We start from the raw sequence: 22,266 nt of genomic DNA, 5'->3' as shown, positions 1-22,266 counted from the left end.
CTTGCCCGCGAAGAGGCCAGTACAGACAGCACAAGATTCAAGGGATCAGCCCACCTTTCGTCCCCCCGCAAGAGAAATTTCAAGCCACCTCTTGCACAACAAATATTATGGTATACCATCAGACAACAAGAGCTGATAACCCTCACCAGGAGCCACCCATGAGTTTCGAAATCCGCAAGATCGTCACCTACTCCGAAGAGACCCGCATCGAAGGCGGCAAGGCCACCGACAAGCCGGTGACCATGGTCGGCCTGGCCGTCGTGATCAAGAACCCATGGGCCGGTCGCGGTTTCGTTGAAGATCTGAAGCCGGAAATCCGCGCCAACTGCTCGGAGCTGGGTGCCCTGATGGTCGAGCGCCTGACCGCAGCCATCGGCGGTGCCGACAAGATCGAGGCCTACGGTAAGGCTGCAGTGGTCGGCGCCGACGGCGAAATCGAACACGCCTCGGCGGTGATCCACACCCTGCGCTTCGGCAACCACTACCGCGAAGCGGTACAGGCCAAGAGCTACCTGAGCTTCACCAACAAGCGCGGTGGCCCAGGCACCTCGATCCAGATCCCGATGATGCAGAAGGACGACGAAGGCCTGCGTTCGCACTACATCACCCTGGAAATGCAGATCGAAGACGCCCCGCGCGCCGATGAGATCGTCGTGGTCCTGGGCGCAGCCGACGGTGGCCGCCTGCACCCGCGCATCGGCAACCGCTACATCGACCTGGAAGAACTGGCTGCCGAAAAAGCCAACGCTCAATAACAACAACCAAGACGGGCCGGGGCGTGGCGTGCTTACCCGCCGCGCCCGACCTTCAAGGAGCGCCCTCCATGATTCAGCCTGTCGCTGAACGTACACCTGCCGGCACCAGCTACCTGTCCGTCGGCCAGGGTCAACCCGTGGTATTGATCCACGGCGTGGGCCTTAACAAGGAAATGTGGGGCGGGCAGATCGTTGGCCTGGCCAATGACTACCGCGTCATCACCTACGACATGCTCGGCCACGGCCAGAGCCGCGTACCGGCTGCAGACACCCCACTGGAAGGCTATGCCGACCAGCTCGCCGAACTGCTCGACCACCTGCAGATTCAACAAGCCACCGTGATCGGCTTCTCCATGGGTGGCCTGGTCGCCCGTGCATTCGCCCTCAACTACCCGCAGCGTCTGGCTGCACTGGTAGTGCTCAACAGCGTGTTCAACCGCACCCCCGAGCAGAGTGCCGGCGTCATCGCCCGCGCCGCCCAGGCTGCGGAGCTCGGCCCCGACGCCAACGTCGACGCCGCGCTCGACCGCTGGTTCAGCCGTGAATACAAGGCGGCCAACCCGGCCCAGGTCGCTGCGATTCGCCAGGTGCTGGCGAACAACGACCCACAGGGTTACCACACTACTTATGCGCTGTTCGCCACCCAGGACATGTACCGCGCCGGCGACCTGGGCAGCATCCAGGTGCCGACGCTGATCGCCACCGGCGAACTCGACTCGGGCTCCACCCCGGCCATGACCCGCCAGCTCGCTGCCAGCATTCCTGGTGCGCAAAGCGTGGTCCTCGCCGAGCAACGGCATATGATGCCTGTGGAAGCCCCGCGTGAAGTCAACAAGATGCTCCTGGACTTCCTCGCCCAAGCCCGCACCCTCACCGAATCCGCCAAGGGGATTGTTGCATGACCCTCGTTCGTTTCCAGATGTGCATCGACGGCCAATGGCTCGATGCCCAGAGCGGCAAGACCTTCGACAGCCTCAACCCGGCCACCGCCCAGGCCTGGGCGCAACTGCCCGACGCCGACGAAGCCGATGTCGAGCTGGCCGTACAGGCCGCCCAGCGTGCCTTCGACAGCAAGGCATGGCGCAGCATCACCGCCACCGCACGCGGCAAGCTGCTGCGTCGCCTGGGTGACCTGATCGCCGAGAACAAGGAACACCTGGCCCAGCTGGAAAGCCGTGACAACGGCAAGCTGATCCGCGAAACCCGCGGCCAGGTCGGCTACCTGCCGGAGTTCTTCCACTACACCGCGGGCCTGGCCGACAAGCTCGAAGGCGGCACCCTGCCCCTCGACAAGCCAGACCTGTTCGCCTACACCGTGCACGAGCCGATCGGCGTGGTCGCCGCGATCATCCCGTGGAACAGCCCGCTGTACCTGACCGCGATCAAGCTGGCCCCGGCCCTGGCCGCCGGCAACACCATCGTGATCAAGCCCTCTGAGCACGCCTCGGCAACCATCCTCGAGCTGGCCCGCCTGGCCCTCGAAGCCGGCTTCCCGGCGGGCGTGGTCAACGTGGTCACCGGCTACGGCCCAAGCACCGGTGCGGCGCTGACCCGCCACCCGCTGGTGCGCAAGATCGCCTTCACCGGCGGCGCCGCCACTGCCCGTCACGTGGTACGCAGCAGTGCCGAGAACTTCGCCAAGCTGTCGCTGGAGCTGGGCGGCAAGTCGCCGAACATCATCTTCGCCGACGCCGACCTGGACAGCGCCATCAATGGCGCCGTGGCCGGCATCTATGCCGCCTCCGGGCAGAGCTGCGTGGCCGGCTCGCGCCTGCTGGTGCAGGACGAGATCTTCGACGAGTTCGTCGAACGCCTGATCGCCCGCGCCAAGCGCATCCGCATCGGCAACCCGCAGGACGACGCCAGTGAAATGGGCCCGATGGCCACCGCACAACAGCTGGCCGTGGTCGAAGGCCTGGTCGCTGCGGCCAAGGCCGAAGGCGCCAAGCTGCACATGGGCGGCAAGCGTGCCGAGGTCGAGGGTGACGGCTGGTTCTACGAGCCGACCCTGTTCGAGTGCGACAGCAACTCGATGACCATCATGCAGGAAGAGGTGTTCGGCCCGGTCGCTGCGGTGATCCGCTTCAAGACCGAGGAAGAGGCCCTGGCCATTGCCAACGACTCGCAGTTCGGCCTCGCCGCCGGCATCTGGACCCGCGACCTGGGCCGTGCCCACCGCCTGGCCCGCGACGTGCGCTCGGGGATCATCTGGGTCAACACCTACCGCGCGGTGTCGGCCATGGCACCGATCGGCGGCTTCAAGAACAGCGGCTACGGCCGCGAGAGCGGCATCGATTCGGTGCTGGCCTATACCGAGCTGAAGACCGTGTGGATCAACCTGTCCACCGCGCCGATGCCCGACCCGTTTGTGATGCGCTAAGAGGTAGCACGAGATGATCGAACCTGGCATCTACAAAGACGTGATGGGCTCGTTCCCGTCCGGCGTCACCGTGGTCACCACCCTGGACGCCGATGGCGGCATCGTCGGCATCACCGCCAGCGCGTTCAGCGCGCTGTCGATCGAACCGGCGCTGGTGCTGTTCTGCCCCAACTACGCATCGGATACCTACCCGATCCTGCGTGACAGCAAGCAGTTCGCCATTCACCTGTTGTCCGCCGACCAGACCGCCGAGGCCTATGCCTTCGCCGGTAAGGGCAAGGACAAGGCCAAGGGCGTCGAGTGGCAGCTGAGCGAGCTGGGCAACCCGCTGCTGACCAAGGCCACGGCGATCATCGAGTGTGAACTGTGGCGCGAATACGACGGCGGTGACCACGCGATCATCGTCGGCGCGGTGAAGAACCTGGTGCTGCCGGCCGAACCGGTGACGCCGATGGTCTATCACAAGGGCAAGCTGGGTGCCCTGCCGCCGCTGGGCTGATAGACCTTGAAGTCGGTGTTGGCTTCTTCGCGGGCTTGCCCGCTCCCACAGGGACAGCGCAGTTCCCGAGACCTGTGCAATACCTGTGGGAGCGGGCAAGCCCGCGAAGAAGCCACCACCGATGTCCCTGTTTTCAGGGGCCGCACTAATCGTCTCACCCTCGGTTGCGGCCCCTTTTTATTCCGGAGTACTGCGCATGAGCAACGAAAAGTACGAGAAAGGCCTGCAGATCCGCACCCAGGTGCTGGGCGAGGAATACGTCAACCGCTCGATCCAGAATGCCGACGACTTCACCAAGCCCCTGCAGGAACTGGTCACCGAATACTGCTGGGGCCACGTCTGGGGCCGCGAAGGCCTCTCGCTGAAAGAGCGCAGCATGATAAACTTGGCCATGATTTCCGCGCTCAACCGGCCCCACGAGCTCAAGCTGCACATTCGCGGCGCATTGCGTAATGGCCTGAGCCGTGAACAGATTCGCGAGATCCTGCTCCAGGTCGGCATTTATTGCGGCGTGCCCGCGGCGGTGGACAGCTTCCGCCTGGCCCGCGAAGCGTTCGCTGAAGCCGATGCGGAGCCAACCCGTTAACAGCGGGCTGTTCGAACCACTGCAAGGAGTGCCTCGGTTCAGGGGGCTCCGTGATGTTGGCGCAACAGCCTCATAAAGAGCGCACCTGATGAAACGCCAGCCACTCGACGACAGCTTCAAGGTCAACCGCAACCCCGTTACCCTGCGTGAAATCGTGCTCGACAAGCTGCGCGGCGCGATCATGAACTTCCACCTGCTGCCCGGCGACCGCCTGGTCGAACGCGACCTCTGCGACCGCCTGGGGGTCAGCCGTACCTCGGTGCGTGAGGCCCTGCGCCACCTGGAATCCGAAGGCCTGGTGGAGTTCGCCGACGCCAAGGGCCCACGCGTGGCCATCATCACCCTGGAAGACGCCCGCGACATCTACGAGCTGCGTTGCGTGCTCGAAGGCCTGATCGTGCAGCTGTTCACCCTCAACGCCAAGGCCAAGGACATCCGTGCCCTGGAGCGCGCGCTCGAGGTCAACCGCGAAGCGCTGGAAGAAGGCGAGCTGCAGCAGGTGCTGGACTCGGTACAAGGCTTCTACGACGTGCTCCTGGAAGGCTCCGGCAACCAGGTCGCGGCCCAGCAGTTGCGCCAGCTGCAGGCACGCATCAGCTACCTGCGCGCCACCTCGGTGTCGCAGGAAAACCGCCGCGGCGCCAGCAATCGTGAAATGGAAAAGATCGTCGAGGCGATCAAGGGTGGTGACCCGCTGGTGGCCCACCAGGCCTCGGTCGACCACGTCCGCGCCGCTGCCAAGGTGGCCCTGGACTACCTGCGCCAGAAGCAGGACGACAACACCAAGGTGCGCGACATGGTCGAGCCCCTGGCCCTGAAGGATCCACGTATATAAGACCCGCACAGGCCGCTGACCATGCCCAACGCCCCGCGCTACTGCCCACACTGCACCACGGAACTGGCCCGGGGCGTTCCCACAGGCGACACCCACGAACGCCTGCACTGCACCGGCTGCGGCTATATCCACTACATCAACCCGAAGATCATCGCCGGTTGCATCATCGAGCGTGATGGCAAGTACCTGCTGTGCCAGCGCGCCATCCCGCCGCGCCCCGGCACCTGGACCTTGCCGGCCGGCTTCATGGAAGCCGGCGAGACCACCGAGCAGGCGGCCTTGCGCGAGGTGTGGGAAGAAAGCGGCGTGCGCGCCGACATCGTCTCGCCCTATTCGATCTTCAGCGTGCCGAAGATCAGCGAGGTGTACATCATCTTCCGCGCCATCGCCACCGAAGAGACCGGGCAGTACGGGCCGGAAACGTTGGCGTACAAGTTCTTCGAACCGGACGAGATCCCCTGGGACGAGATCTATTACCCGGCGATCCGGCAGATTCTCGAGCGCTACATCCTCGAACGGCAGGCCGGGGTCTATGGCATCTACATGGGCAATGACGACACCGGCAAGGTGCATTTCATGCGCTGAGGTACCGTCCCCCTCGCCAAGCGTCTATTCTCGGTGCAATCTAGAGGCCTCAAGCAAACGGACCGGCACTGCACATGGCAAACTGGCTAGACGGCGGCGGGCTGATGGCCGAGCGCATTCGCAATCACGACTGGGCTGCCACACCCCTGGGGCCGCTTGCTCAATGGCCTGAAACACTCAGGACCAGCGTCGCCCTGTGCCTGGACTCGCGCTTTCCCCAGGCCGTGCTCTGGGGCCCAGAGCTGATCACCCTGCACAACGACGCCTTCGCCCAGATCCTCGGTAACAAACCGTTGGCCCTGGGCAGCCCCTTCAGTGTGGTATGGCAAGAGGCATGGCACGAAATTGGAGGCATGGCCGCACGGGCACTCGCTGGCGAGGCGGTGTTCATCGAGGACTTCCCCCTGCTGATCGACCGCTGCGGCAGCCCGGAAAAGGCCTATTTCACTTTCTGCTACAGCCCCATCCGCGGTGAGGATGGCCGTGTGCTGGGAATGCTAGACACGGTCACCGAAACCACCGCCAGCGTAGTCACCAACCAGCGCCTGAACTTTCTCGACAACCTGGGCCGCGCCGTGGCCAATGCCACCGACCCGGACCACATCATGGCGATCACCACGCGCATGCTGGTGGAGCACCTGGAGCTTGCGAGTTGCGCCTATGCCGTGATGGAAGCGGACGAGGACGGCTTCACCATCTGCGGCGATTGGGTTGCACCGGGCTCGCCGCGCCTGCTTGGGCAATACCGCCTGGCCGATTTCGGCCGACTGGCCGTCAGCCGCCTGCGCGCCGGCCTGCCCTTGGTGATCAACGACAACCTCAAGGAGCTGGCCGCCGAAGAGGCGGCCACCTTCCAGGCCATCGGCGTCACCGCCACCGTCTGCATGCCGCTGATCAAGAATGGCCGGCTGACGGCGCTGATGGCCATCCATGACCGCCAGCCACGTACCTGGACGCTCTACGAGCAGGCACTGATCAGCGAAGTTACCGAACGCTCCTGGGCACACATCCAGCGCATCCAGGCCCACGCCGAAGTGCGCGAGGCGATGGCCGCCCTCGAAGCGCTCAACGCCACTCTGGAACACCGGGTCGAAGAGCGTACCGCGCAGTTGCTGCATACCGAAGCCGTGCTGCGCCAGACGCAAAAGCTCGAAGCCATCGGCCAGCTGACCGGTGGCGTGGCTCACGACTTCAACAACCTGCTGACCATCATCCGCTCGTCGCTGCACTTTCTGCGGCGCCCCAACCTCGACGAACAGCGCCGCGAACGTTACCTCAAGACCATGTCCGACACCGTCGACCGCGGCGCCAAGCTGACCGGCCAGCTGCTCGCCTTCGCCCGCCGCCAGGCACTGAGCCCGCAAGTGTTCGAAGCCGGGCCACGGCTGGAGGCGATGGCCGACATGCTCGACACGGCCACCGGCGCACGCATCCACGTCGAGCTGCAGCTGCCGGCATCGCCCTGCCATATCCGCGCCGACCTCAGCCAGCTGGAAACCGCGGTGATCAACCTGATGCTCAATGGCCGCGACGCCATGGCCGGTGAAGGCACCCTGCGCCTGCGCCTGCAGGCCGATCAGCACATGCCCGGCCACGACGGGCTGTTCGCGGCCATTTCGGTGAGTGACAGTGGTGTCGGCATCGCCCCCGAGTTGCTGGAGCGAATCTTCGATCCGTTCTTCACCACCAAGGCGCCGGGTGAAGGCACCGGGCTGGGCTTGTCCCAGGTATTTGGCTTTGCCAAGCAGTCCGATGGCGACGTCAAGGTCGATAGCGTCCAGGGCCAGGGCACCCGTTTCACCCTGTACCTGCCACAAGAGCCGGCACCGGCCAGCGACGCACCTGCCAGCGACCCGCAAGACGGGCCTCAGCCCAGTGGCGAGCGACGGCGCATCCTGGTGGTCGAGGACAATCCCGATGTGGGCAGCTTTACCGCACAGATCCTTGAAGACCACGGCTACCAGATCAGCTGGGCCAGCTCGGCCGAAGCTGCCCTGGTGCAGCTTGCCAACGCGCCCGAAGGCTTCGATGCCGTGTTTTCCGATGTGGTCATGCCAGGCATGGGTGGCCTGGCACTGGCCAGGCAGTTGCGCCGCCAGCGCCCGCAATTGCCGGTGATCCTCACCTCCGGCTACAGCGAGGCGATTGCCGAAGGCGGGCACCAAGGGTTTGCCTTCCTGGCCAAACCCTACTCGGCCGAACAGGTGTGCCAGCTGCTTGGCAAAGTGCTAGGCGTGTAGAGCGATAACCGCCACATCTGCGTCGAAGGTAATCGCTGAAATCAGTGGATCTGCCCGGCTATCAAACCCAGGGCCACCGTAATCATCGCCACCCCCGACACCCGTCCGACGAGCTTTGCCGCCCCTGGCCGGGTGCTCAGCACAGCCTTGGCGCCAAAGCCGACCAGCGAATAGATCACCAGCGAGCTGCACAGGTGCACCAGCCCCAGCAGCAAGATCTGCAACGGCACGGGCCAGCTAGACTGGGGGTCAGTGAATTGTGGCAGCAGGGCCAGGAACAGCAGGAATACCTTGGGGTTCAGCCCACTCACGCAAAAGCCTTTCAATGCCCAGCGCGAGCCCGACTCCCCAGCCCCGCCCTGCCCGGCCGAAGGCAACGCCGGGCTCAGCAACAGGTTACCGCCGAGCCACAGCAGGTAGCTGCACCCTGCCAGGGTCAGCAAGGTCAGCGCCAACGGGTGGCCCGCGAGCAGGCTCCCGACCCCGGCCGCCACCACCAGGGTGGCAAGGAAATGCCCCGACAACATCCCCGCCACTGCGGGCATTACCCAACGCCCGCGCATGCCCGCCGAGATGGCATAGGCCCAGTCTGCTCCGGGGGTCATCACGAACAGCATCGACACAGCCCAGAACGCCGTCAGCACACTGATAGCCACTTGAATCTTCCTTATCTACTGCCTTGGGATGAGGAAAGATTACGGATTCCGCCCGGGGATTTTCTTTCGTATATTCCCTCCCAGCACTCACTTACTGGAAGATTCTTCCCCATGGACAGAACTGATCGAAAAATCCTTGCCGAGTTGCAAAAAGATGGTCGGCTGTCGGTTACTGAACTGGCCGACCGCGTGGGGCTCAGCCTGTCCCCCTGCCATCGGCGCCTGAAGGCACTGGAAGAGTCCGGGGCGATTCTGGGCTACCACGCCCGCCTGGCGCCGAGCGCCCTGGGGCTGAACTTTGCCGCGCTGGTGTTCGTCACCCTGCGCGAAGTGACCCGACAGCCTGTGGCGGACTTCGAAGCGGCTCTGGCCGAGATCCCGCAGATTGTCGAGGCGCAACGGCTGTTCGGGGATCCGGATTACCTGCTGCATGTGGTGGCCAAGGACTTGCCGGCGTTCCAGAAACTGTATGACGAGCAGCTGACCAGCATTCCCAATGTGAAGCGCCTGAGTTCGACCCTGGTGATGAAAGAAGTGATTCAGGATCGGTTGTTGCCGATGTAGATTTTTTCCTGTGCCGGCCTCTTCGCGGGTTTACCCGCGAAGAGGCCGACACAGGCAACCTCTCCATCTGCCCCATCAAGGCGCACTGTGCACCACCACAGTCCTATCGCACCAAGCCCAGGCCACAGCAACCCCCTCTACCCCAAGCCCTCCAGCCAGCTGGCACCCTCCTTGCTACCGTCCACCGCTTAACCTTTTGTCAGCCTTAGGTTTTTTAAGGTTTATGGGCACATATTTACTAATTTCTCGTTATCCCCGCGCCCCGCATCATCGCTCCAACAAGAACGCGTCGCCCTTCGCCGGCACGCACCCGGGCAGCACCCGATGCCCCACCTTGCCTTGGAGTCAGTCATGACCAGTGCAGCCAATTCGGCACCCCTGATAGAAAAACACACGATCGGCTACGTGCCGCCGGAAGACCGCCATGGAAAGGTGAGGGATCTGTTCACGCTGTGGTTCGGCGGCAATATCGCGCCGCTGCCCATCGTCACCGGCGCGCTGGGCGTGCAGCTGTTTCACCTGAACCTGATATGGGGCATCGTCGCCATCCTCGTTGGCCACCTGGTCGGCGGCGTGCTGATGGCGCTGCACTCGGCCCAGGGCCCGCAGATGGGCATCCCGCAGATGATCCAGAGCCGCGCCCAGTTCGGCACCCTCGGTGCCTTGCTGGTGGTGGTGATCGCCGGGGTGATGTACATCGGCTTCTTCGCCTCCAACATCGTGCTGGCCGGCAAGTCGCTGCATGGTGTGGTCGAGGCCGTACCGGTGCCGGTGGGCATCGTCATCGGTGCACTGGGTTCAGGCATCATCGGCATCATCGGCTACCGCTTCATCCACGTGCTCAACCGCATCGGCACCTGGGTGCTGGGCATCGGCATCGTGGTCGGCTTCGGCTACATCTTCAGCCATGTGCAAAGTGACGACTTCCTCACCCGCGGCGGCTTCAACCTGGCCGGCTGGCTGGCCACCGTGTCGCTGGCAGCGCTCTGGCAGATCGCCTTCGCCCCGTATGTGTCGGACTACTCGCGCTACCTGCCAGCCGACGTAAAGGTCAGCTCGACCTTCTGGACCACCTACCTGGGCTCGGCCCTGGGTTCGAGCCTGTCGTTCGTCTTCGGCGCCGTGGCAGTGCTGGCGATCCCGGCCGGCATGGACACCATGGACGCGGTCAAGCTGGCCACCGGCACCCTCGGCCCGGTCATGCTGGTGCTGTTCCTGCTCAGCGTGATCAGCCACAACGCCCTCAACCTGTATGGCGCGGTGCTGTCGATCATCACCCTGGTGCAGACCTTCGCCTACCGCTGGATCCCGACCGCCAAGAGCCGCGCGGTGCTGTCGCTGATCGTGCTGTCGGCCTGCTGCGTGGTGGCGGTGTTCGCCTCGGCAGACTTCATCGGCCACTTCGTCGACATGGTACTGGTGCTGCTGGTAGTGCTGGTGCCGTGGACGGCGATCAACCTGATCGACTTCTACGCGATCCACAAGGGCGACTACGACATCCAGTCGATCTTCCAGGTCGATGGCGGCATCTACGGCCGTTACAACCCGCAGGCGCTGATTGCCTATGCGGTGGGCATCGTGGTGCAGATCCCGTTCATGAACACGCCGCTGTACGTCGGGCCGATCTCCGAGCACATCAACGGGGCTGACCTGTCGTGGCTGGTAGGCCTGGCAGTGACCTCGCCGCTGTACTGGTGGCTGGCCAGCCGTGACAGCGCCTACCGCCGTCGCCAGACCAGTGCCAAGCTGGCCATGGGGCACTGATCAAACCTGTACTGGCCTCTTCGCGGGCACGCCCGCTCCCAAAGGGATACGCAATCCCCTGTGGGAGCGGGCGTGCCCGCGAAGAGACCAGTACAAGCAACCCATCCATCAGAGGTTGTAGGCACGCTCGTTGTGCTCCGCCAGGTCCAGCCCCTGCTCTTCCTCTTCCCGGCTGGCCCGCAGCCCCACGGTCAGCTTGATGGCCCCGAGAATCGCCCAGCTCACCACGAAGCAATAAACAAAGGTAAACGCCACGCCCTTGAGCTGCACCAGGGCCTGCCCGATCGGCGAAGCCCCCTCCACATAACCGCCCAACGACGGCGCGGCAAACACGCCGGTCAACACGGCCCCGATCATGCCGCCTACACCATGCAGCCCGAATACATCGAGACTGTCGTCGTACCCCAGCGCCTGCTTGAGCCGGGTCACGGCAAAGAAGCAGATTGCCCCGGTCAGCAAGCCGATCACCACCGCGCCCAACGGCCCGACGAAGGCACAGGCCGGCGTGATCCCCACCAGCCCGGCCAAAGCACCTGAAGCCGCGCCCAACGCGGTAGGCCGACCATGCATGACCTTCTCGGTCAGCAACCAGCCGACAATCCCGGCACAGGCCGCGACCATGGTCGCCAGCATCACCACCCCTGCTCCTTCGTTGGCCGCAAGCCCGGAACCGACGTTGAAACCGAACCAACCGACCCACAACAACCCCGCGCCCACCAGGGTGAAGCCGAGGTTGTGCGGCGGCATGGCCGTCTGCGGGTAGCCCTTGCGCTTGCCCAGCATCAACGCCGCCGCCAGCGCTGCCACACCGGAGTTGATATGCACGGCGGTGCCACCGGCAAAGTCCAGCACACCCCAGTTGACCATCAGCGCCCCCGGCCCGCCCCAGACCATATGGGCGATGGGCGCATACACCAGGACGAACCAGGCCGCCATGAACAGCAACGAGGCGCTGAACTTCATGCGCTCGGCAAAACCACCGGCAATCAGTGCCGGAGTGATGATGGCGAAGGTCAGCTGAAACACTGCGAACACGCCCTCCGGGATGCTGCCTACCAGGCTGTCGTGGCCAATGTTCAACATCAGCGCCTTGTCCAGGCCGCCGATGAAGCTGTTGACGGTCAGCTGCCCTTCGACCATGCCGCTGGTGTCGACCACCAGGCTGTAGCCGAACAGCACCCAGAGGATGCCGATCACCCCGGCCACGGCGAACAGCTGGGTGAACACCGAAAGGAAGTTCTTCGCCCGCACCATGCCGCCATAGAACAGCGCCAGGCCCGGGATGCACATCATCAGCACGAACATTGCCGCGCAGATCATCCAGGCGGTGTTGCCGGTGTCCAGGGTGGGTTCGGCGGCGTGGGCCCGGGAAGTCAGGGCTAACAGCATTACAGCGAGGGTGAGATGCTTCATGGAGTCACTCCTGTGTGAATGTGGGGGGCCCTGGGGCTGCTTTGCAGCCCTTTCGCGACACAAGGCCGCTCCTACAGGAGATCGCGGTCCCTTGTAGGAGCGGCCTTGTGTCGCGAAAGGGCCGCAAAGCGGCCCCCGATGGTTAACTCAATACTGCGCCTGGCCCGGCACCCACGCGGTCCCCGCCAAAGGCACCCGCGCCATCGCCGCAGCTTCGACGGTCAACGCCACCAGGTCCTCAGGGTCGAGGTTGTGCAGGTGTGACTTGCCGCAGGCGCGGGCCATGGTCTGTGCCTCCAGCACCAGCACCCGCAGGTAGTTGGCCAGACGCCGGCCGGCCTCTTCCGGGTTCAGGCGCTTGGCCAGCTCCGGGTCCTGGGTGGTGATGCCGGCCGGGTCGCGGCCGTTCTGCCAGTCGTCGTAGAAACCGGCAGCCGAGCCGATCTTCTTCAGCTCACCGTCCAGCCGTGGGTGGTTGTCGCCCAGGGCGATCAGCGCCGCCGTGCCGATGGCCACCGCGTCGGCACCCAGGGCCATGGCCTTGGCCACGTCGGCACCGTTGCGGATGCCACCGGAGACAATCAGCTGCACCTTGCGGTGCATGCCCATCTCCTGCAGCGCCTGCACCGCCTGTGGAATGGCCGGCAGAATCGGGATGCCGACGTGTTCGATGAACACTTCCTGGGTGGCCGCCGTGCCGCCCTGCATGCCGTCGAGCACGATCACATCGGCACCGGCCTTCACCGCCAGCTTGACGTCGTAGTACGGGCGACTGGCGCCGATCTTCACGTAGATCGGCTTCTCCCAGTCGGTGATCTCGCGGATCTCGGCAATCTTGATCGCCAGGTCGTCCGGGCCGGTCCAGTCCGGGTGGCGGCAGGCGCTGCGCTGGTCGACGCCAATCGGCAAGGTGCGCATGCCGGCGACGCGCTCGGTGACCTTCATGCCCAGCAGCATGCCACCGCCGCCCGGCTTGGCACCTTGGCCGAGGACGATCTCGATGGCATCGGCCTTGCGCAGGTCATCGGGGTTCATGCCATAGCGCGATGGCAGGTACTGGTACACCAGATGCTGCGACTGGCCACGCTCTTCCGGGGTCATGCCGCCGTCGCCGGTGGTGGTGCTGGTGCCGGCAATGGTCGCGCCACGGCCCAGGGCCTCCTTGGCGTTGGCCGACAGCGCGCCGAAGCTCATGCCGGCGATGGTCACCGGGATCTTCAGGTGGATCGGCTTCTTGGCGAAGCGGTTGCCCAGCACCACGTCGGTGCCGCATTTTTCGCGGTAGCCTTCCAGCGGGTAGCGCGACACACTGGCGCCGAGCAGCAGCAGGTCGTCGAAGTGCGGCACGCGGCGCTTGGTGCCGCCGCCACGGATGTCGTAGATGCCGGTTTCGGCGGCGCGCTGGATTTCCTGGATGGTCAGGCGATCGAAGGTGGCCGACTCACGCAGTACCGGGGGGAATTGTTCGCTCATGGGAATGCTCCTGGATCAGTACGCGCTGGCGTTGTCGACTTTGAAGTTGTACAGCTGGCGAGCCGAGCCGTAGCGTTTGAAATCGGCGGCCTTGTGCGCAAGGCCGGCCTTGTTCAGCAGTTCCTGCAGCTCTTGCAGGTGCTCGGCGCGCATCTCTTTCTCGATGCAGTCCGAGCCCAGCGACTGCACCGAACCCTTGACGTAGATGCGCACCTCGTACAGCGAATCGCCCAGCGCATCACCGGCATCGCCACACACCACCAGGCGCCCGGCCTGGCCCATGAAGCAGCTCATGTGGCCGATGCTGCCGCCGACCACGATGTCCACGCCCTTCATCGAGATGCCGCAACGTGCGCCGGCATCACCCTCGATCACCAGCAGCCCGCCATGGGCGGTGGCACCGGCGGCCTGGGAGGCGCTGCCCTTGACCCGCACCGAGCCAGACATCATGTTCTCGGCCACGCCCACACCGACGTTGCCGTGCACGGTGACGCTGGCCTGCTGGTTCATGCCGGCGCAGTAGTAGCCGGCGTGGCCTTCGATATCCACCGACACGGCGGCGTTGATGCCCACGGCCAGGTTGTGCTTGCCGTCGGGGTGGGTCACCCGCCATTCGTGGTCTTGCACGTCGCCATGCAGGGACTGGTTGAGCATGCGCACCGAGGCGCTGGAAAGGTCGATCGTCTTCATGAATGTCTCCAGTGATTCGGTGAGGGTCAGGCGCTTTCGCGTTCCCAGACGTACAGGGTGGCCGGCGCCGGCTCCCAGACCTTGGCGTGCTCGATGCCCGGCAGGCTGGCCAGGGCCTGGTACTCGGAGGCCATGGCCACGTAGTCCTCGGTCTCGGCCAGTACCGCTGGTTTGCAGGCGATCGGGTCGCGGATCACGGCAAAGCCGTTGCGGGTGCCGATGGCAAACGTGAAGAAACCGTCCAGATCTTCCAGCGCACCATCCAGGGCCTGGGCCAGGGTGTCGCCCTGTTGCAGGCGCCAGGTCAGGTAGCCGGCCGCCACCTCGGTGTCGTTGTCGGTCTCGAAGCTGATGCCTTCGCGCTTGAGCTCCTGGCGCAGGCGGAAGTGGTTGGACAGCGAGCCGTTGTGCACCAGGCACAGGTCGGCGCCGGTGGAGAACGGGTGGCTGCCTTCCATGGTCACGGCGCTTTCGGTGGCCATGCGGGTATGGCCGATGATGTGGCTGCCCTTCATGCTGGCCAGGCCGAAGCGGCTGGAGATTTCTGCCGGCAGGCCCATGCCCTTGAGGATCTCGATGCTCTGCCCGGCGCTCATGATGCGCACGTCGGGGGCCAGTTCGGCCAGCGCGGTGCGGGCGGCGGCTTCATCGGTGTGCACCTTGAGCACGGCGGCGCTGGCGTTCTGGAACCAGTCCAGCGAGCAGCCCAGGCGCCCTTCCAACTGGCCCATCAGGGCCGCCCAGGGGTAGTTGATGTCCGTCGCCTGAAGGGTCAGCTTGACCCAGCCATCGGCCACTTCGTCACCGTAGATGGCGAAGCCGGCACTGTCCGGGCCACGGTCGGTCATGGCTTCGAGCATGGGTTCGAAGAGCTTGCCGAGCTGGGCTTCCAGCTCTGGCTTTTTCAGGTACAGACCTACGATTCCACACATGGTGATACTCCTTCTAGGCAGTGGGTAGCCGCTGCTGTCGCCGCTACCCAGGGATAGGGTTGGCGGTCAGAAGAATTCGGTGTAGCGCTGGATTTCCCAGTCGGAGACGTGGCGGCAGTACTCCACCCACTCCATGCGCTTGAGCTTGATGAACTCGTCGACGATCTCGGCGCCGAGCACCTCGCGGAACAGCGGGTCGGCTTCCAGGGCGTCGGCCGCTTCCTTGAGCGACTGCGGCAAGGTCTTGATGCCGCGTGCGGCGATCTCTTCCAGGCTCAGGTTGTAGAGGTTCTCGTTGCACATCTCGCCCGGCTCCAGCTGGCGGTCGATGCCATCGAGGCCGGCGGCGATGATCGCGGCGGTGACCAGGTACGGGTTGCAGCCGGCGTCCGGCAGGCGGAACTCCAGGCGCCCATAGGGGATGCGCACCATCGCCGAACGGTTGTTGGCGCCGTAGGCGACGAAGGCCGGGGCCCAGGTGGCACCGGACAGCGAGCGGCCGACCACCAGGCGCTTGTAGGAGTTGACCGTGGGGGCGGCGAAGGCACACAGCGCCGGGCCGTGGGCCAGCAGGCCGGCGGCGAAGTGGTAGGCCAGTTTCGACAGGCCCATGCCGCTGCTGTCGGACGGGTCGTGGAACAGGTTCTTGTTGCTGCTGCTGGCCAGCGACAGGTGGAAATGCATGCCATTGCCGGCGCGCTTGGGGTCGGGCTTGGGCATGAACGAGCAGATCATGCCCAGGTCGTTGGCAATCTCGCCGGCGGCCATGCGGAAGAAGGTGAAGCGGTCGGCCGACTCCATGGCGTCGCTGTAGGTGTAGTTGATCTCGAACTGGCCGTTGGCGTCTTCGTGGTCGATCTGGTAGATGTCGAAACCGACCGGTTGCAGAGCCTCGGTGAGGCGCTCGAGGAACAGCCGCGAGCGCGACAGGCCCTTGTAGTCGTAGCACGGCTTGTCGAGGTTGTCGGAGGCATCCACCAACTGCAGCTTGCCGCCTTCGTCACGACGGAACAGGCTGAACTCGGGCTCAAGGCCAGTGTTCAGGGTCCAGCCCTTGTCGGCCAGGCGCTGCACCTGCTGCTGCAAGACGTAACGGCTGTCGTAGGGCCACGGCTGGCCGTTGACATGGCCCACGCACACCACCCGCCCATAGCCCGGCTGCCAAGGCACCGGGATCAGCGTGGAGAGGTCGCCACGGGCCATGAAATCCGGGCCATGGGGCTCCATGCCCATGCCGCAGATAGCGAACCCGGCAAAGCCGGCGCCCTCTTCAGCCACCATCTTGAGGCCCGATACTGGCACCGACTTGGTCTTCGCCGAACCGTGGATATCGACGAACTGCGCCAGCACATACTTGATGCCGTACTGGTCGAGGGTGCGCTGGGTTTCTGCTGGCAACATGGGTTGATCACTCCTGGGTGAGGGGCACTAATTCCGCATGAGAAACTTACTTTCCTCACAGGAATGCAACGTGCTTGCCAACTTCGGATCAACCTGGGTCATGTGGCGCCTGTGCAGGCCTCTTCGCGGCTAAAGCCGCTCCTACAGAGACCGTGCAAAGCCCTGTAGGAGCGGCTTTAGCCGCGAAGAGGCCCGCGCAGGCTGCACAAAACCCATGCAGGTTTTTATGCTCTATTTATGGGAAACTTGTTTTCATCTGAGGAAAGAAGCAGCCAACGCAGCTGCATTTCGCACTTTCCCAGTGCGAAATCTTTATTCTTGAACTGAAACCGTGCAGGACATTCGATGCCAACCGACACCCAACCGCGCCTTCGCCTGGAGCAGTACCTGGGCCTGCAGATCAAGCGCCAGCGCCAGGCCCAATCGCTAAAGCTCGCCGATGTGGCGCGCATCGCCGGCATCAGCCAGGGCATGCTCAGCAAGATCGAGAACGCCCAGGTGTCCACCAGCCTCGATACCCTGAGCCGCCTGTGCGATGTGCTGGGCATGCCGATGGCCAAGCTGTTCAGCCAATACGACCAGCCCGACGGCAATGCCCTGCTGGTCAAGGCCGGTGAAGGGCTGGAGGTGGTGCGACGCGGCACCGAGAAGGGCCATACCTACCATTTGCTCAATCACGCCAGGGGCCCAAAGAAGAACTTCGAGGCGTACATGGTGACCATGGACGACGCCAGCGAAGAGTTCCCGACCTTCGCCCACCCCGGTACCGAGTTCCTGCATTTGCTGGAGGGGGAACTGGTCTACCGCCACGGCAACCAGCTCTACCACATGCAGGCCGGCGACAGCCTGACCTTCGATGGCGAAACCCCGCACGGCCCTGAGCAGCTGGTGCAGGTGCCGATTCGCCTGCTGTCGATCATGAATTACGGTGAGGAATAAGAAGGCGCTGCAAGGCAACAGCCGATGTCGCGATCAGACAAGCACACGTCGCCCGCAATCGGCTTCCAAACCGTGTCTACAAAAATAATACACACATCGACCAGCCCCGCGCCGTGGGCTGATCGATGTGGTATTCGCGAGTAAAACAGCCTCGCTTCACAATTCCAACGCTGTGGCGCCTTTTTGCACCGGGCAGTTCGTCCGGGCTCATAACGATAAAACTCCCAGTATTAGAGACCCGCGCCGCGCCAATCGGGAGTGTTTGCGCGCGCCACATTGTGAAGACTTGACTGCCATGATCGCGACTTCAATCCCCGTAGCCGGTGCTGCCACCGGCCACCGTAACGCCCTGTGCGTTGCCCACATCGCCGCTGTGCTGTTCGGCCTGACCGGTATCCTCGGTCACCTGATCGACGCCGACGCCAGCATCATCACCTTCGGCCGCGCCACCTTCGCCTTCATCGCCCTGGGCTTCGTCGCCGGGCTCAAGGGCACCCGCCTGCTCGACGCGCTGACCCTGCGCAACCTGCCGGTACTGGGCCTGACCGGCGCCTTGCTGGCGACTCACTGGGTGACCTTCTTCATCGCCGTCAAAGTGGGCGGCGTGGCCGTGGCCACCCTGGGTTTTGCCAGTTTCCCGGCCTTCATCGCCATGATCGAGCGCGGCGTGTTCGGCCAGCGCATCGGTGCCGTGCAAGGCTTGCTGCTGTTGATGGTGACGGCGGGCCTGGTGCTGGTGGTACCAACCTTCGATTTGCTCGACAAAGGCACCGTCGGCCTGCTCTGGGGCCTGGGCTCGGGCCTGGCGTTCGCCCTGCTGACCGTGGCCAACCGCCGCAACGGCTCGAGCATGAATGCCATGCAGGTAGCGTTCTGGCAGAACGTGGTGGTGGCTGCACTGGTGGCGCCGTTCGCCTTCAGCCACCTGGGCAACACCAGCCTGGGCAGCAATGACTGGGTCAACCTGGCGCTGCTGGGGGTGTTCTGCACCGGGCTGTCGCAGTTCCTGTTCGTCAAGAGCCTGGAAGGGCTTGAGGCGCGGACTGCCGGCATGATCATCGCGCTGGAGCCGGTGTACGCGATCCTCGGTGCCTGGTGGCTGTTTGGTGACCAGCCGAGCCTGCGCATGGCGGCCGGTGCTGCGCTGATCGTACTGGCGACCATTCTGGCAGCGGCGCGCAAGGCCCCGGCCGAGCAAGGCGATACCAGCCGCTGCGCGCATTGACCTGCTTGAACGCGACCTAATGTGGGAGCGGCCTTGCGTCGCGAAAGGGCCGCATAGCGGCCCCAGGATTCCAGCGCAAAATCACGAATTGCTGGGGCCGCTGCGCGGCCCTTTCGCGACGCAAGGCCGCTCCCACAAAGACCGCGCCCACAAATAAAATGTCGCTCAGGCGCCTTCGGGTAAAAGGCTCCGGTCGAACATGAACACCCGCTCCCCCTGTGGCGTGTACTGATACAACTGCTGCGGCCGGCCCAGCCTGGGCTGGTTCTTCTCCCCGGTATCCCTCACCCAACCCAGCTCGCGCAAGCGCTCCAGGCGTTTGCGCAGCGAGGTGCCGTTCACCGCCTGCCCCAGGCACGCCTGCACCGCCCCCAGCACATCGAGCACGGTGAACTTCTGCGCCAGCAGGTGCAGCGGCAGGCTGCTGTACACAGTCTTCGAAGCCAAGCGCTCGCGCGCACGCTCTACCAGCAGGTTATGGTCGAACGGCAGCAACACCTTGCGGTCAATCACGCTGTCCAGGTCAAAAAACGCCAGCTGCTCACCCTCAACCTGCTGCTGCGGGTCAAGCAACGCCAGGTAGTAGGTACTCAACGACCAACCCCGCGGGTCACGGAAGGCATTGCCTTCGGTACCCACCTGTTCGAGGTGGCGCGGCTGCACCAGGGCTTTCTCGCCCAGGGCGCGTTCGGCAGCGCCCTCCAGGCTGGTGTCCGGGGTTCGGCCATTGACGATTACGCCGGGCAAGGCCCACTGGCCAACATGCGGCTCGCGCTCACGACGGTGCAACAACACTTGCAGATGCTGGGCATCAGGGGCCAGGCGCAGGGCGACGATATCGACACTGGCCAGAACTTCGACTGTACTCACCGGGGACTCCTTGTTCATCAGCGCAATAATCCACCAGAGCTTCTAAGTATGGCAACCCGCAGGCCCGTAAAAGTTGTCACTTGACACACTTAATACACCAGGTGAATTATATAGCCATTCCAGCGAGGAGACCCGCCATGAAGATCGCCAGTTTCGATGTCGACGCGCAGAACACCTTTTTTGCAGACACCTAAGCATAAGATTGCATTAAAACACTTATAATACAGTACCTTGTAGAGATCCTGACACCACAAACTTGACACCTAAGATTCTCAGCCTAGCCTTTCATTACCTTTCCCTTTGATGAGGTAATGGCTGATGAAAGCAACAGTGATAGTGACTAACGGCTACTTAACTATCTTTCGTCCAAATGTATTGATGCGATCAGGTGGCAGTTCTATCAAGGCTAAAATGCCAAGCCATTTATCTATATCTGATGCAACTCGCATTGGACATTCTTTTATACGATCAATTAACGGGAATACTTTTATATCAGGTACGACGATGTTTTCCGGAGTACGGACGCTTTTTTCGTACCTTGATCGCTCTGGGCGCGCACTACCGAAAACAGTAGAAGAAACCAAGCTATTTATTGCCGACAGTCAGAAATGCATTTTGATTGGCGACATTCACAACGGATGCAATACGGAAAGTCGAAAAAACATGTGGGAGTGTTGCAAAAGCTTATTGCGCCAGCTTATGGCTGATAAGTTAATGCCGACCGTCATGATGCCGCCAGCTATTCTACCACGGGGTAGGCTGCTAGATGATGCTTCTCAACTAGGTGTTCTTGGCGAATCAATTATCCCCCTCCCTGCTCCTTTATCTGCATCAGATACCTGGCCAGATATTTACCTTGGCACACCTAGCTATGTTGATTCTACTGATGATTTTTTAGATCATATCCACGAAAAATTGAAACACCTTGCGCACGAAACCGTCACTATTGCTGAAGAGCACTGGAACTCAAAAATAATTAAATATCGAGCACTTAGAAATAAGATTGACTCAGTGCCTCCTCATCGAGCAGCAGAACTTCTTCGCAGCTTAGATAACAAAACTATTGATCGCTTCACGTCTGAAATCAACCCAATGACTAAGAAAGGTCTGATCAATATTTTAGCAATAATGAAGTACATGATCATCAACCATGACGACGTCCAACAGATCACTTGGAAAACGCTAGCAAACTCAACACCTAGATTTGCTTTCAACACTTATCTACAAGTGCAGGTTACAAAAGAAATCATACGCTTCGCCGACTGCGAACTATATGATAACAAGAGAATGTCGAAAGCTTTGTGCGAAATACTAGGAATTCCTAACGCAACAGACTATGCCGCTGCCATGATTGTACTGATAACCGACAATCCTAAGTTCAACCCTATGTCGCTGACTCAATCAAAACTGACCAATAAAAATGGCAAGCGCTATCTGATCATAGGATCTGAACATGTCCCAACGACATTTAGCGTCGAAAAACCACGGTCTAAATCACGTAAAAGCTCCAACCTATCAACTCGCTCCAGCCGCATTATAAATGAAATACTCGAACAATCTTCCATAGTGCGAGAAAAGCTTCAAAAAGCTCAGCATCCTGCACTACACTCACTTTTCATTGAAATCACAAATAAAGGCATTAATGAAACAGTTGGAATTTCTCATGAGTTTTGTGATAGAAAATACTCTCTCTGGGACACATTAAGTGATCGCTTAACTGCCGCTGGCGTTAACGTGCAAAACTTTTCTTTATCTGCGGTAAGAAATACCCAGGGAATTCTCGAATGGTTTCGCACGGGCTCAGTACGCATGATGGCAAAAAAAATGGGTAACTCAGCAAAAACCGTGCTGAAAAGCTATATACCACCATGGATCCTCAGACGTCAGTATGAGCGAACAGCTCGTGCATTCCAGCAGAAAATGATCGTGCTTGCCAATATCGATTGCCCTTGGCTCTTGGCTGCATCTGACTTTAACACAATTGAAGACTTAAAAGCGTTCATGGACTCAGTGCTTTTTCGTCCCCATGGAAGAGATCAGTTCACCAATGCAATGGAAAAGTCTTTCAGGAATGAGTTCCCTGATGAATTTGAACCATTTGAGCACCTAAAAGCTAAATTTCTTTGCCTGAATCTATCTTCTGTGAGTTTGGCGGCACTAAGATTATTTCTCGACATTACTGAGAAAAAAGAGGAAACCGCCTCAGAAGTAACGCAAAGCGAAACAAATTCGCTGGCTATTCCATTGAATGACCTCAATCTCCTAGCCCGAATGATGCAGGCTGCAGTAGAACTCCCTGCCACCACTGCTGCAGCCCAAGCAATTCGCTCTAACCTTCAGGGAAATTCATTTAAAGAATTAACAATTGCGTGGCAGCAGTCCTCGGAGCTTCTAACAAAATGGAAGTTAGACGCAACGCACCCCAAGCTTTCCCCGTAGATTCCTGAGAACATAATGAT

The 22,266-nt window shown here is 62.0% G+C and carries 20 protein-coding genes; 13 read left to right on the top strand and 7 right to left on the bottom strand.

Going from position 1 to position 22,266, the window contains the following annotated elements; genetic code table 11:
* Positions 1-158 precede the first annotated feature (158 nt).
* The 8 genes from N430_RS06250 (at position 159) to N430_RS06215 (ending at position 7,880) form a co-directional block, all read left to right on the top strand.
* Entirely contained in the window at positions 159-755 is a 597-nt protein-coding gene (locus N430_RS06250; protein ID WP_003256068.1) for an amino acid synthesis family protein, read from the top strand.
* A gap of 68 nt (positions 756-823) precedes the next feature.
* Entirely contained in the window at positions 824-1,657 is an 834-nt protein-coding gene (locus N430_RS06245) for an alpha/beta fold hydrolase (protein ID WP_110634217.1), read from the top strand.
* A complete protein-coding gene (locus tag N430_RS06240) occupies positions 1,654-3,135 on the top strand; it encodes an aldehyde dehydrogenase (protein ID WP_110634220.1) in 1,482 nt (493 codons plus the stop codon). Before N430_RS06245 ends, N430_RS06240 begins: the two co-directional genes overlap by 4 nt.
* Positions 3,136-3,148: 13 nt before the next feature.
* A complete protein-coding gene (locus N430_RS06235; protein WP_060513325.1) occupies positions 3,149-3,634 on the top strand; it encodes a flavin reductase family protein in 486 nt (161 codons plus the stop codon).
* Positions 3,635-3,830: 196 nt separating this feature from the next.
* Positions 3,831-4,220, top strand: coding sequence for a carboxymuconolactone decarboxylase family protein (locus N430_RS06230; protein ID WP_110634223.1), 390 nt, complete (start codon positions 3,831-3,833; stop codon positions 4,218-4,220).
* 88 nt (positions 4,221-4,308) lie between these two features.
* Entirely contained in the window at positions 4,309-5,055 is a 747-nt protein-coding gene (locus N430_RS06225; protein ID WP_027918582.1) for a GntR family transcriptional regulator, read from the top strand.
* A 21-nt stretch (positions 5,056-5,076) separates the two neighbouring features.
* Positions 5,077-5,640, top strand: a complete 564-nt coding sequence (locus N430_RS06220) for an NUDIX hydrolase (protein ID WP_110634226.1) — start codon at positions 5,077-5,079, stop codon at positions 5,638-5,640.
* A 74-nt stretch (positions 5,641-5,714) separates the two neighbouring features.
* Positions 5,715-7,880, top strand: a complete 2,166-nt coding sequence (locus N430_RS06215; RefSeq protein ID WP_110634229.1) for an ATP-binding protein — start codon at positions 5,715-5,717, stop codon at positions 7,878-7,880.
* Between the two features lie 41 nt (positions 7,881-7,921).
* On the opposite strand, the gene N430_RS06210 is transcribed toward N430_RS06215, so the two are convergent.
* Complete coding sequence (locus N430_RS06210; RefSeq protein ID WP_110634231.1) at positions 7,922-8,536, bottom strand: LysE family translocator; 615 nt, start codon at positions 8,534-8,536, stop codon at positions 7,922-7,924.
* Positions 8,537-8,647: 111 nt separating this feature from the next.
* Here N430_RS06210 and N430_RS06205 point away from each other — a divergent pair, with 111 nt between their 5' ends.
* Positions 8,648-9,100, top strand: a complete 453-nt coding sequence (locus N430_RS06205) for an Lrp/AsnC family transcriptional regulator (RefSeq protein ID WP_015270735.1) — start codon at positions 8,648-8,650, stop codon at positions 9,098-9,100.
* 351 nt (positions 9,101-9,451) lie between these two features.
* The gene (locus tag N430_RS06200; protein ID WP_110634234.1) at positions 9,452-10,864 is read left to right on the top strand and encodes a cytosine permease; all 1,413 of its coding nucleotides are present in this window, start codon (positions 9,452-9,454) and stop codon (positions 10,862-10,864) included.
* 108 nt (positions 10,865-10,972) lie between these two features.
* On the opposite strand, the gene N430_RS06195 is transcribed toward N430_RS06200, so the two are convergent.
* The 5 genes from N430_RS06195 to glnT form a co-directional block, all read right to left on the bottom strand.
* The gene (locus N430_RS06195) at positions 10,973-12,277 is read right to left on the bottom strand and encodes an ammonium transporter (protein ID WP_110634237.1); all 1,305 of its coding nucleotides are present in this window, start codon (positions 12,275-12,277) and stop codon (positions 10,973-10,975) included.
* A 147-nt stretch (positions 12,278-12,424) separates the two neighbouring features.
* Positions 12,425-13,750: an FMN-binding glutamate synthase family protein gene (locus N430_RS06190; RefSeq protein WP_110634240.1), complete on the bottom strand. Its 1,326-nt coding sequence runs from the start codon at positions 13,748-13,750 to the stop codon at positions 12,425-12,427.
* A 15-nt stretch (positions 13,751-13,765) separates the two neighbouring features.
* Positions 13,766-14,440, bottom strand: a complete 675-nt coding sequence (locus N430_RS06185) for a protein glxC (RefSeq protein WP_110634245.1) — start codon at positions 14,438-14,440, stop codon at positions 13,766-13,768.
* A 26-nt stretch (positions 14,441-14,466) separates the two neighbouring features.
* Positions 14,467-15,372 carry a glutamine amidotransferase family protein gene (locus N430_RS06180; protein WP_110634248.1) on the bottom strand — a complete coding sequence of 302 codons (906 nt, stop codon included), beginning with the start codon at positions 15,370-15,372 and terminating at the stop codon, positions 14,467-14,469.
* A gap of 66 nt (positions 15,373-15,438) precedes the next feature.
* Entirely contained in the window at positions 15,439-16,773 is a 1,335-nt protein-coding gene (glnT, locus tag N430_RS06175) for a type III glutamate--ammonia ligase (RefSeq protein WP_110634251.1), read from the bottom strand.
* A gap of 345 nt (positions 16,774-17,118) precedes the next feature.
* Here glnT and N430_RS06170 point away from each other — a divergent pair, with 345 nt between their 5' ends.
* Both N430_RS06170 and N430_RS06165 read left to right on the top strand, forming a co-directional pair.
* Positions 17,119-17,712 carry a cupin domain-containing protein gene (locus N430_RS06170; protein ID WP_110634254.1) on the top strand — a complete coding sequence of 198 codons (594 nt, stop codon included), beginning with the start codon at positions 17,119-17,121 and terminating at the stop codon, positions 17,710-17,712.
* Between the two features lie 295 nt (positions 17,713-18,007).
* Positions 18,008-18,937, top strand: a complete 930-nt coding sequence (locus N430_RS06165) for a DMT family transporter (protein WP_110634257.1) — start codon at positions 18,008-18,010, stop codon at positions 18,935-18,937.
* Between the two features lie 165 nt (positions 18,938-19,102).
* On the opposite strand, the gene N430_RS06160 is transcribed toward N430_RS06165, so the two are convergent.
* The gene (locus N430_RS06160) at positions 19,103-19,807 is read right to left on the bottom strand and encodes an NUDIX domain-containing protein (RefSeq protein ID WP_110634633.1); all 705 of its coding nucleotides are present in this window, start codon (positions 19,805-19,807) and stop codon (positions 19,103-19,105) included.
* Between the two features lie 318 nt (positions 19,808-20,125).
* Here N430_RS06160 and N430_RS29250 point away from each other — a divergent pair, with 318 nt between their 5' ends.
* The gene (locus N430_RS29250; RefSeq protein WP_133248831.1) at positions 20,126-22,246 is read left to right on the top strand and encodes a hypothetical protein; all 2,121 of its coding nucleotides are present in this window, start codon (positions 20,126-20,128) and stop codon (positions 22,244-22,246) included.
* The last annotated feature ends 20 nt before the right edge of the window (positions 22,247-22,266 follow it).

It is taken from the genome of Pseudomonas sp. CC120222-01a (assembly GCF_003097235.1).
In the GTDB taxonomy this organism is placed as follows: domain Bacteria; phylum Pseudomonadota; class Gammaproteobacteria; order Pseudomonadales; family Pseudomonadaceae; genus Aquipseudomonas.
Note: the sequence above shows the minus strand (reverse complement) of the source record. Positions and strands in the feature narration are given on the sequence as shown.

What these genes read in the sequence shown, in the direction of transcription:
- N430_RS06185 (WP_110634245.1), bottom strand. Translation starts at nt 14,440, where the DNA reads ATGAAGACGATCGACCTTTCCAGCGCCTCGGTGCGCATGCTCAACCAG.
- N430_RS06205 (WP_015270735.1), top strand. Translation starts at nt 8,648, where the DNA reads ATGGACAGAACTGATCGAAAAATCCTTGCCGAGTTGCAAAAAGATGGT.
- N430_RS06200 (WP_110634234.1), top strand. Translation starts at nt 9,452, where the DNA reads ATGACCAGTGCAGCCAATTCGGCACCCCTGATAGAAAAACACACGATC.
- N430_RS06220 (WP_110634226.1), top strand. Translation starts at nt 5,077, where the DNA reads ATGCCCAACGCCCCGCGCTACTGCCCACACTGCACCACGGAACTGGCC.
- N430_RS29250 (WP_133248831.1), top strand. Translation starts at nt 20,126, where the DNA reads ATGAAAGCAACAGTGATAGTGACTAACGGCTACTTAACTATCTTTCGT.
- N430_RS06240 (WP_110634220.1), top strand. Translation starts at nt 1,654, where the DNA reads ATGACCCTCGTTCGTTTCCAGATGTGCATCGACGGCCAATGGCTCGAT.
- N430_RS06215 (WP_110634229.1), top strand. Translation starts at nt 5,715, where the DNA reads ATGGCAAACTGGCTAGACGGCGGCGGGCTGATGGCCGAGCGCATTCGC.
- N430_RS06180 (WP_110634248.1), bottom strand. Translation starts at nt 15,372, where the DNA reads ATGTGTGGAATCGTAGGTCTGTACCTGAAAAAGCCAGAGCTGGAAGCC.
- N430_RS06225 (WP_027918582.1), top strand. Translation starts at nt 4,309, where the DNA reads ATGAAACGCCAGCCACTCGACGACAGCTTCAAGGTCAACCGCAACCCC.
- N430_RS06230 (WP_110634223.1), top strand. Translation starts at nt 3,831, where the DNA reads ATGAGCAACGAAAAGTACGAGAAAGGCCTGCAGATCCGCACCCAGGTG.
- N430_RS06170 (WP_110634254.1), top strand. Translation starts at nt 17,119, where the DNA reads ATGCCAACCGACACCCAACCGCGCCTTCGCCTGGAGCAGTACCTGGGC.
- N430_RS06245 (WP_110634217.1), top strand. Translation starts at nt 824, where the DNA reads ATGATTCAGCCTGTCGCTGAACGTACACCTGCCGGCACCAGCTACCTG.
- glnT (WP_110634251.1), bottom strand. Translation starts at nt 16,773, where the DNA reads ATGTTGCCAGCAGAAACCCAGCGCACCCTCGACCAGTACGGCATCAAG.
- N430_RS06165 (WP_110634257.1), top strand. Translation starts at nt 18,008, where the DNA reads ATGATCGCGACTTCAATCCCCGTAGCCGGTGCTGCCACCGGCCACCGT.
- N430_RS06235 (WP_060513325.1), top strand. Translation starts at nt 3,149, where the DNA reads ATGATCGAACCTGGCATCTACAAAGACGTGATGGGCTCGTTCCCGTCC.
- N430_RS06195 (WP_110634237.1), bottom strand. Translation starts at nt 12,277, where the DNA reads ATGAAGCATCTCACCCTCGCTGTAATGCTGTTAGCCCTGACTTCCCGG.
- N430_RS06190 (WP_110634240.1), bottom strand. Translation starts at nt 13,750, where the DNA reads ATGAGCGAACAATTCCCCCCGGTACTGCGTGAGTCGGCCACCTTCGAT.
- N430_RS06250 (WP_003256068.1), top strand. Translation starts at nt 159, where the DNA reads ATGAGTTTCGAAATCCGCAAGATCGTCACCTACTCCGAAGAGACCCGC.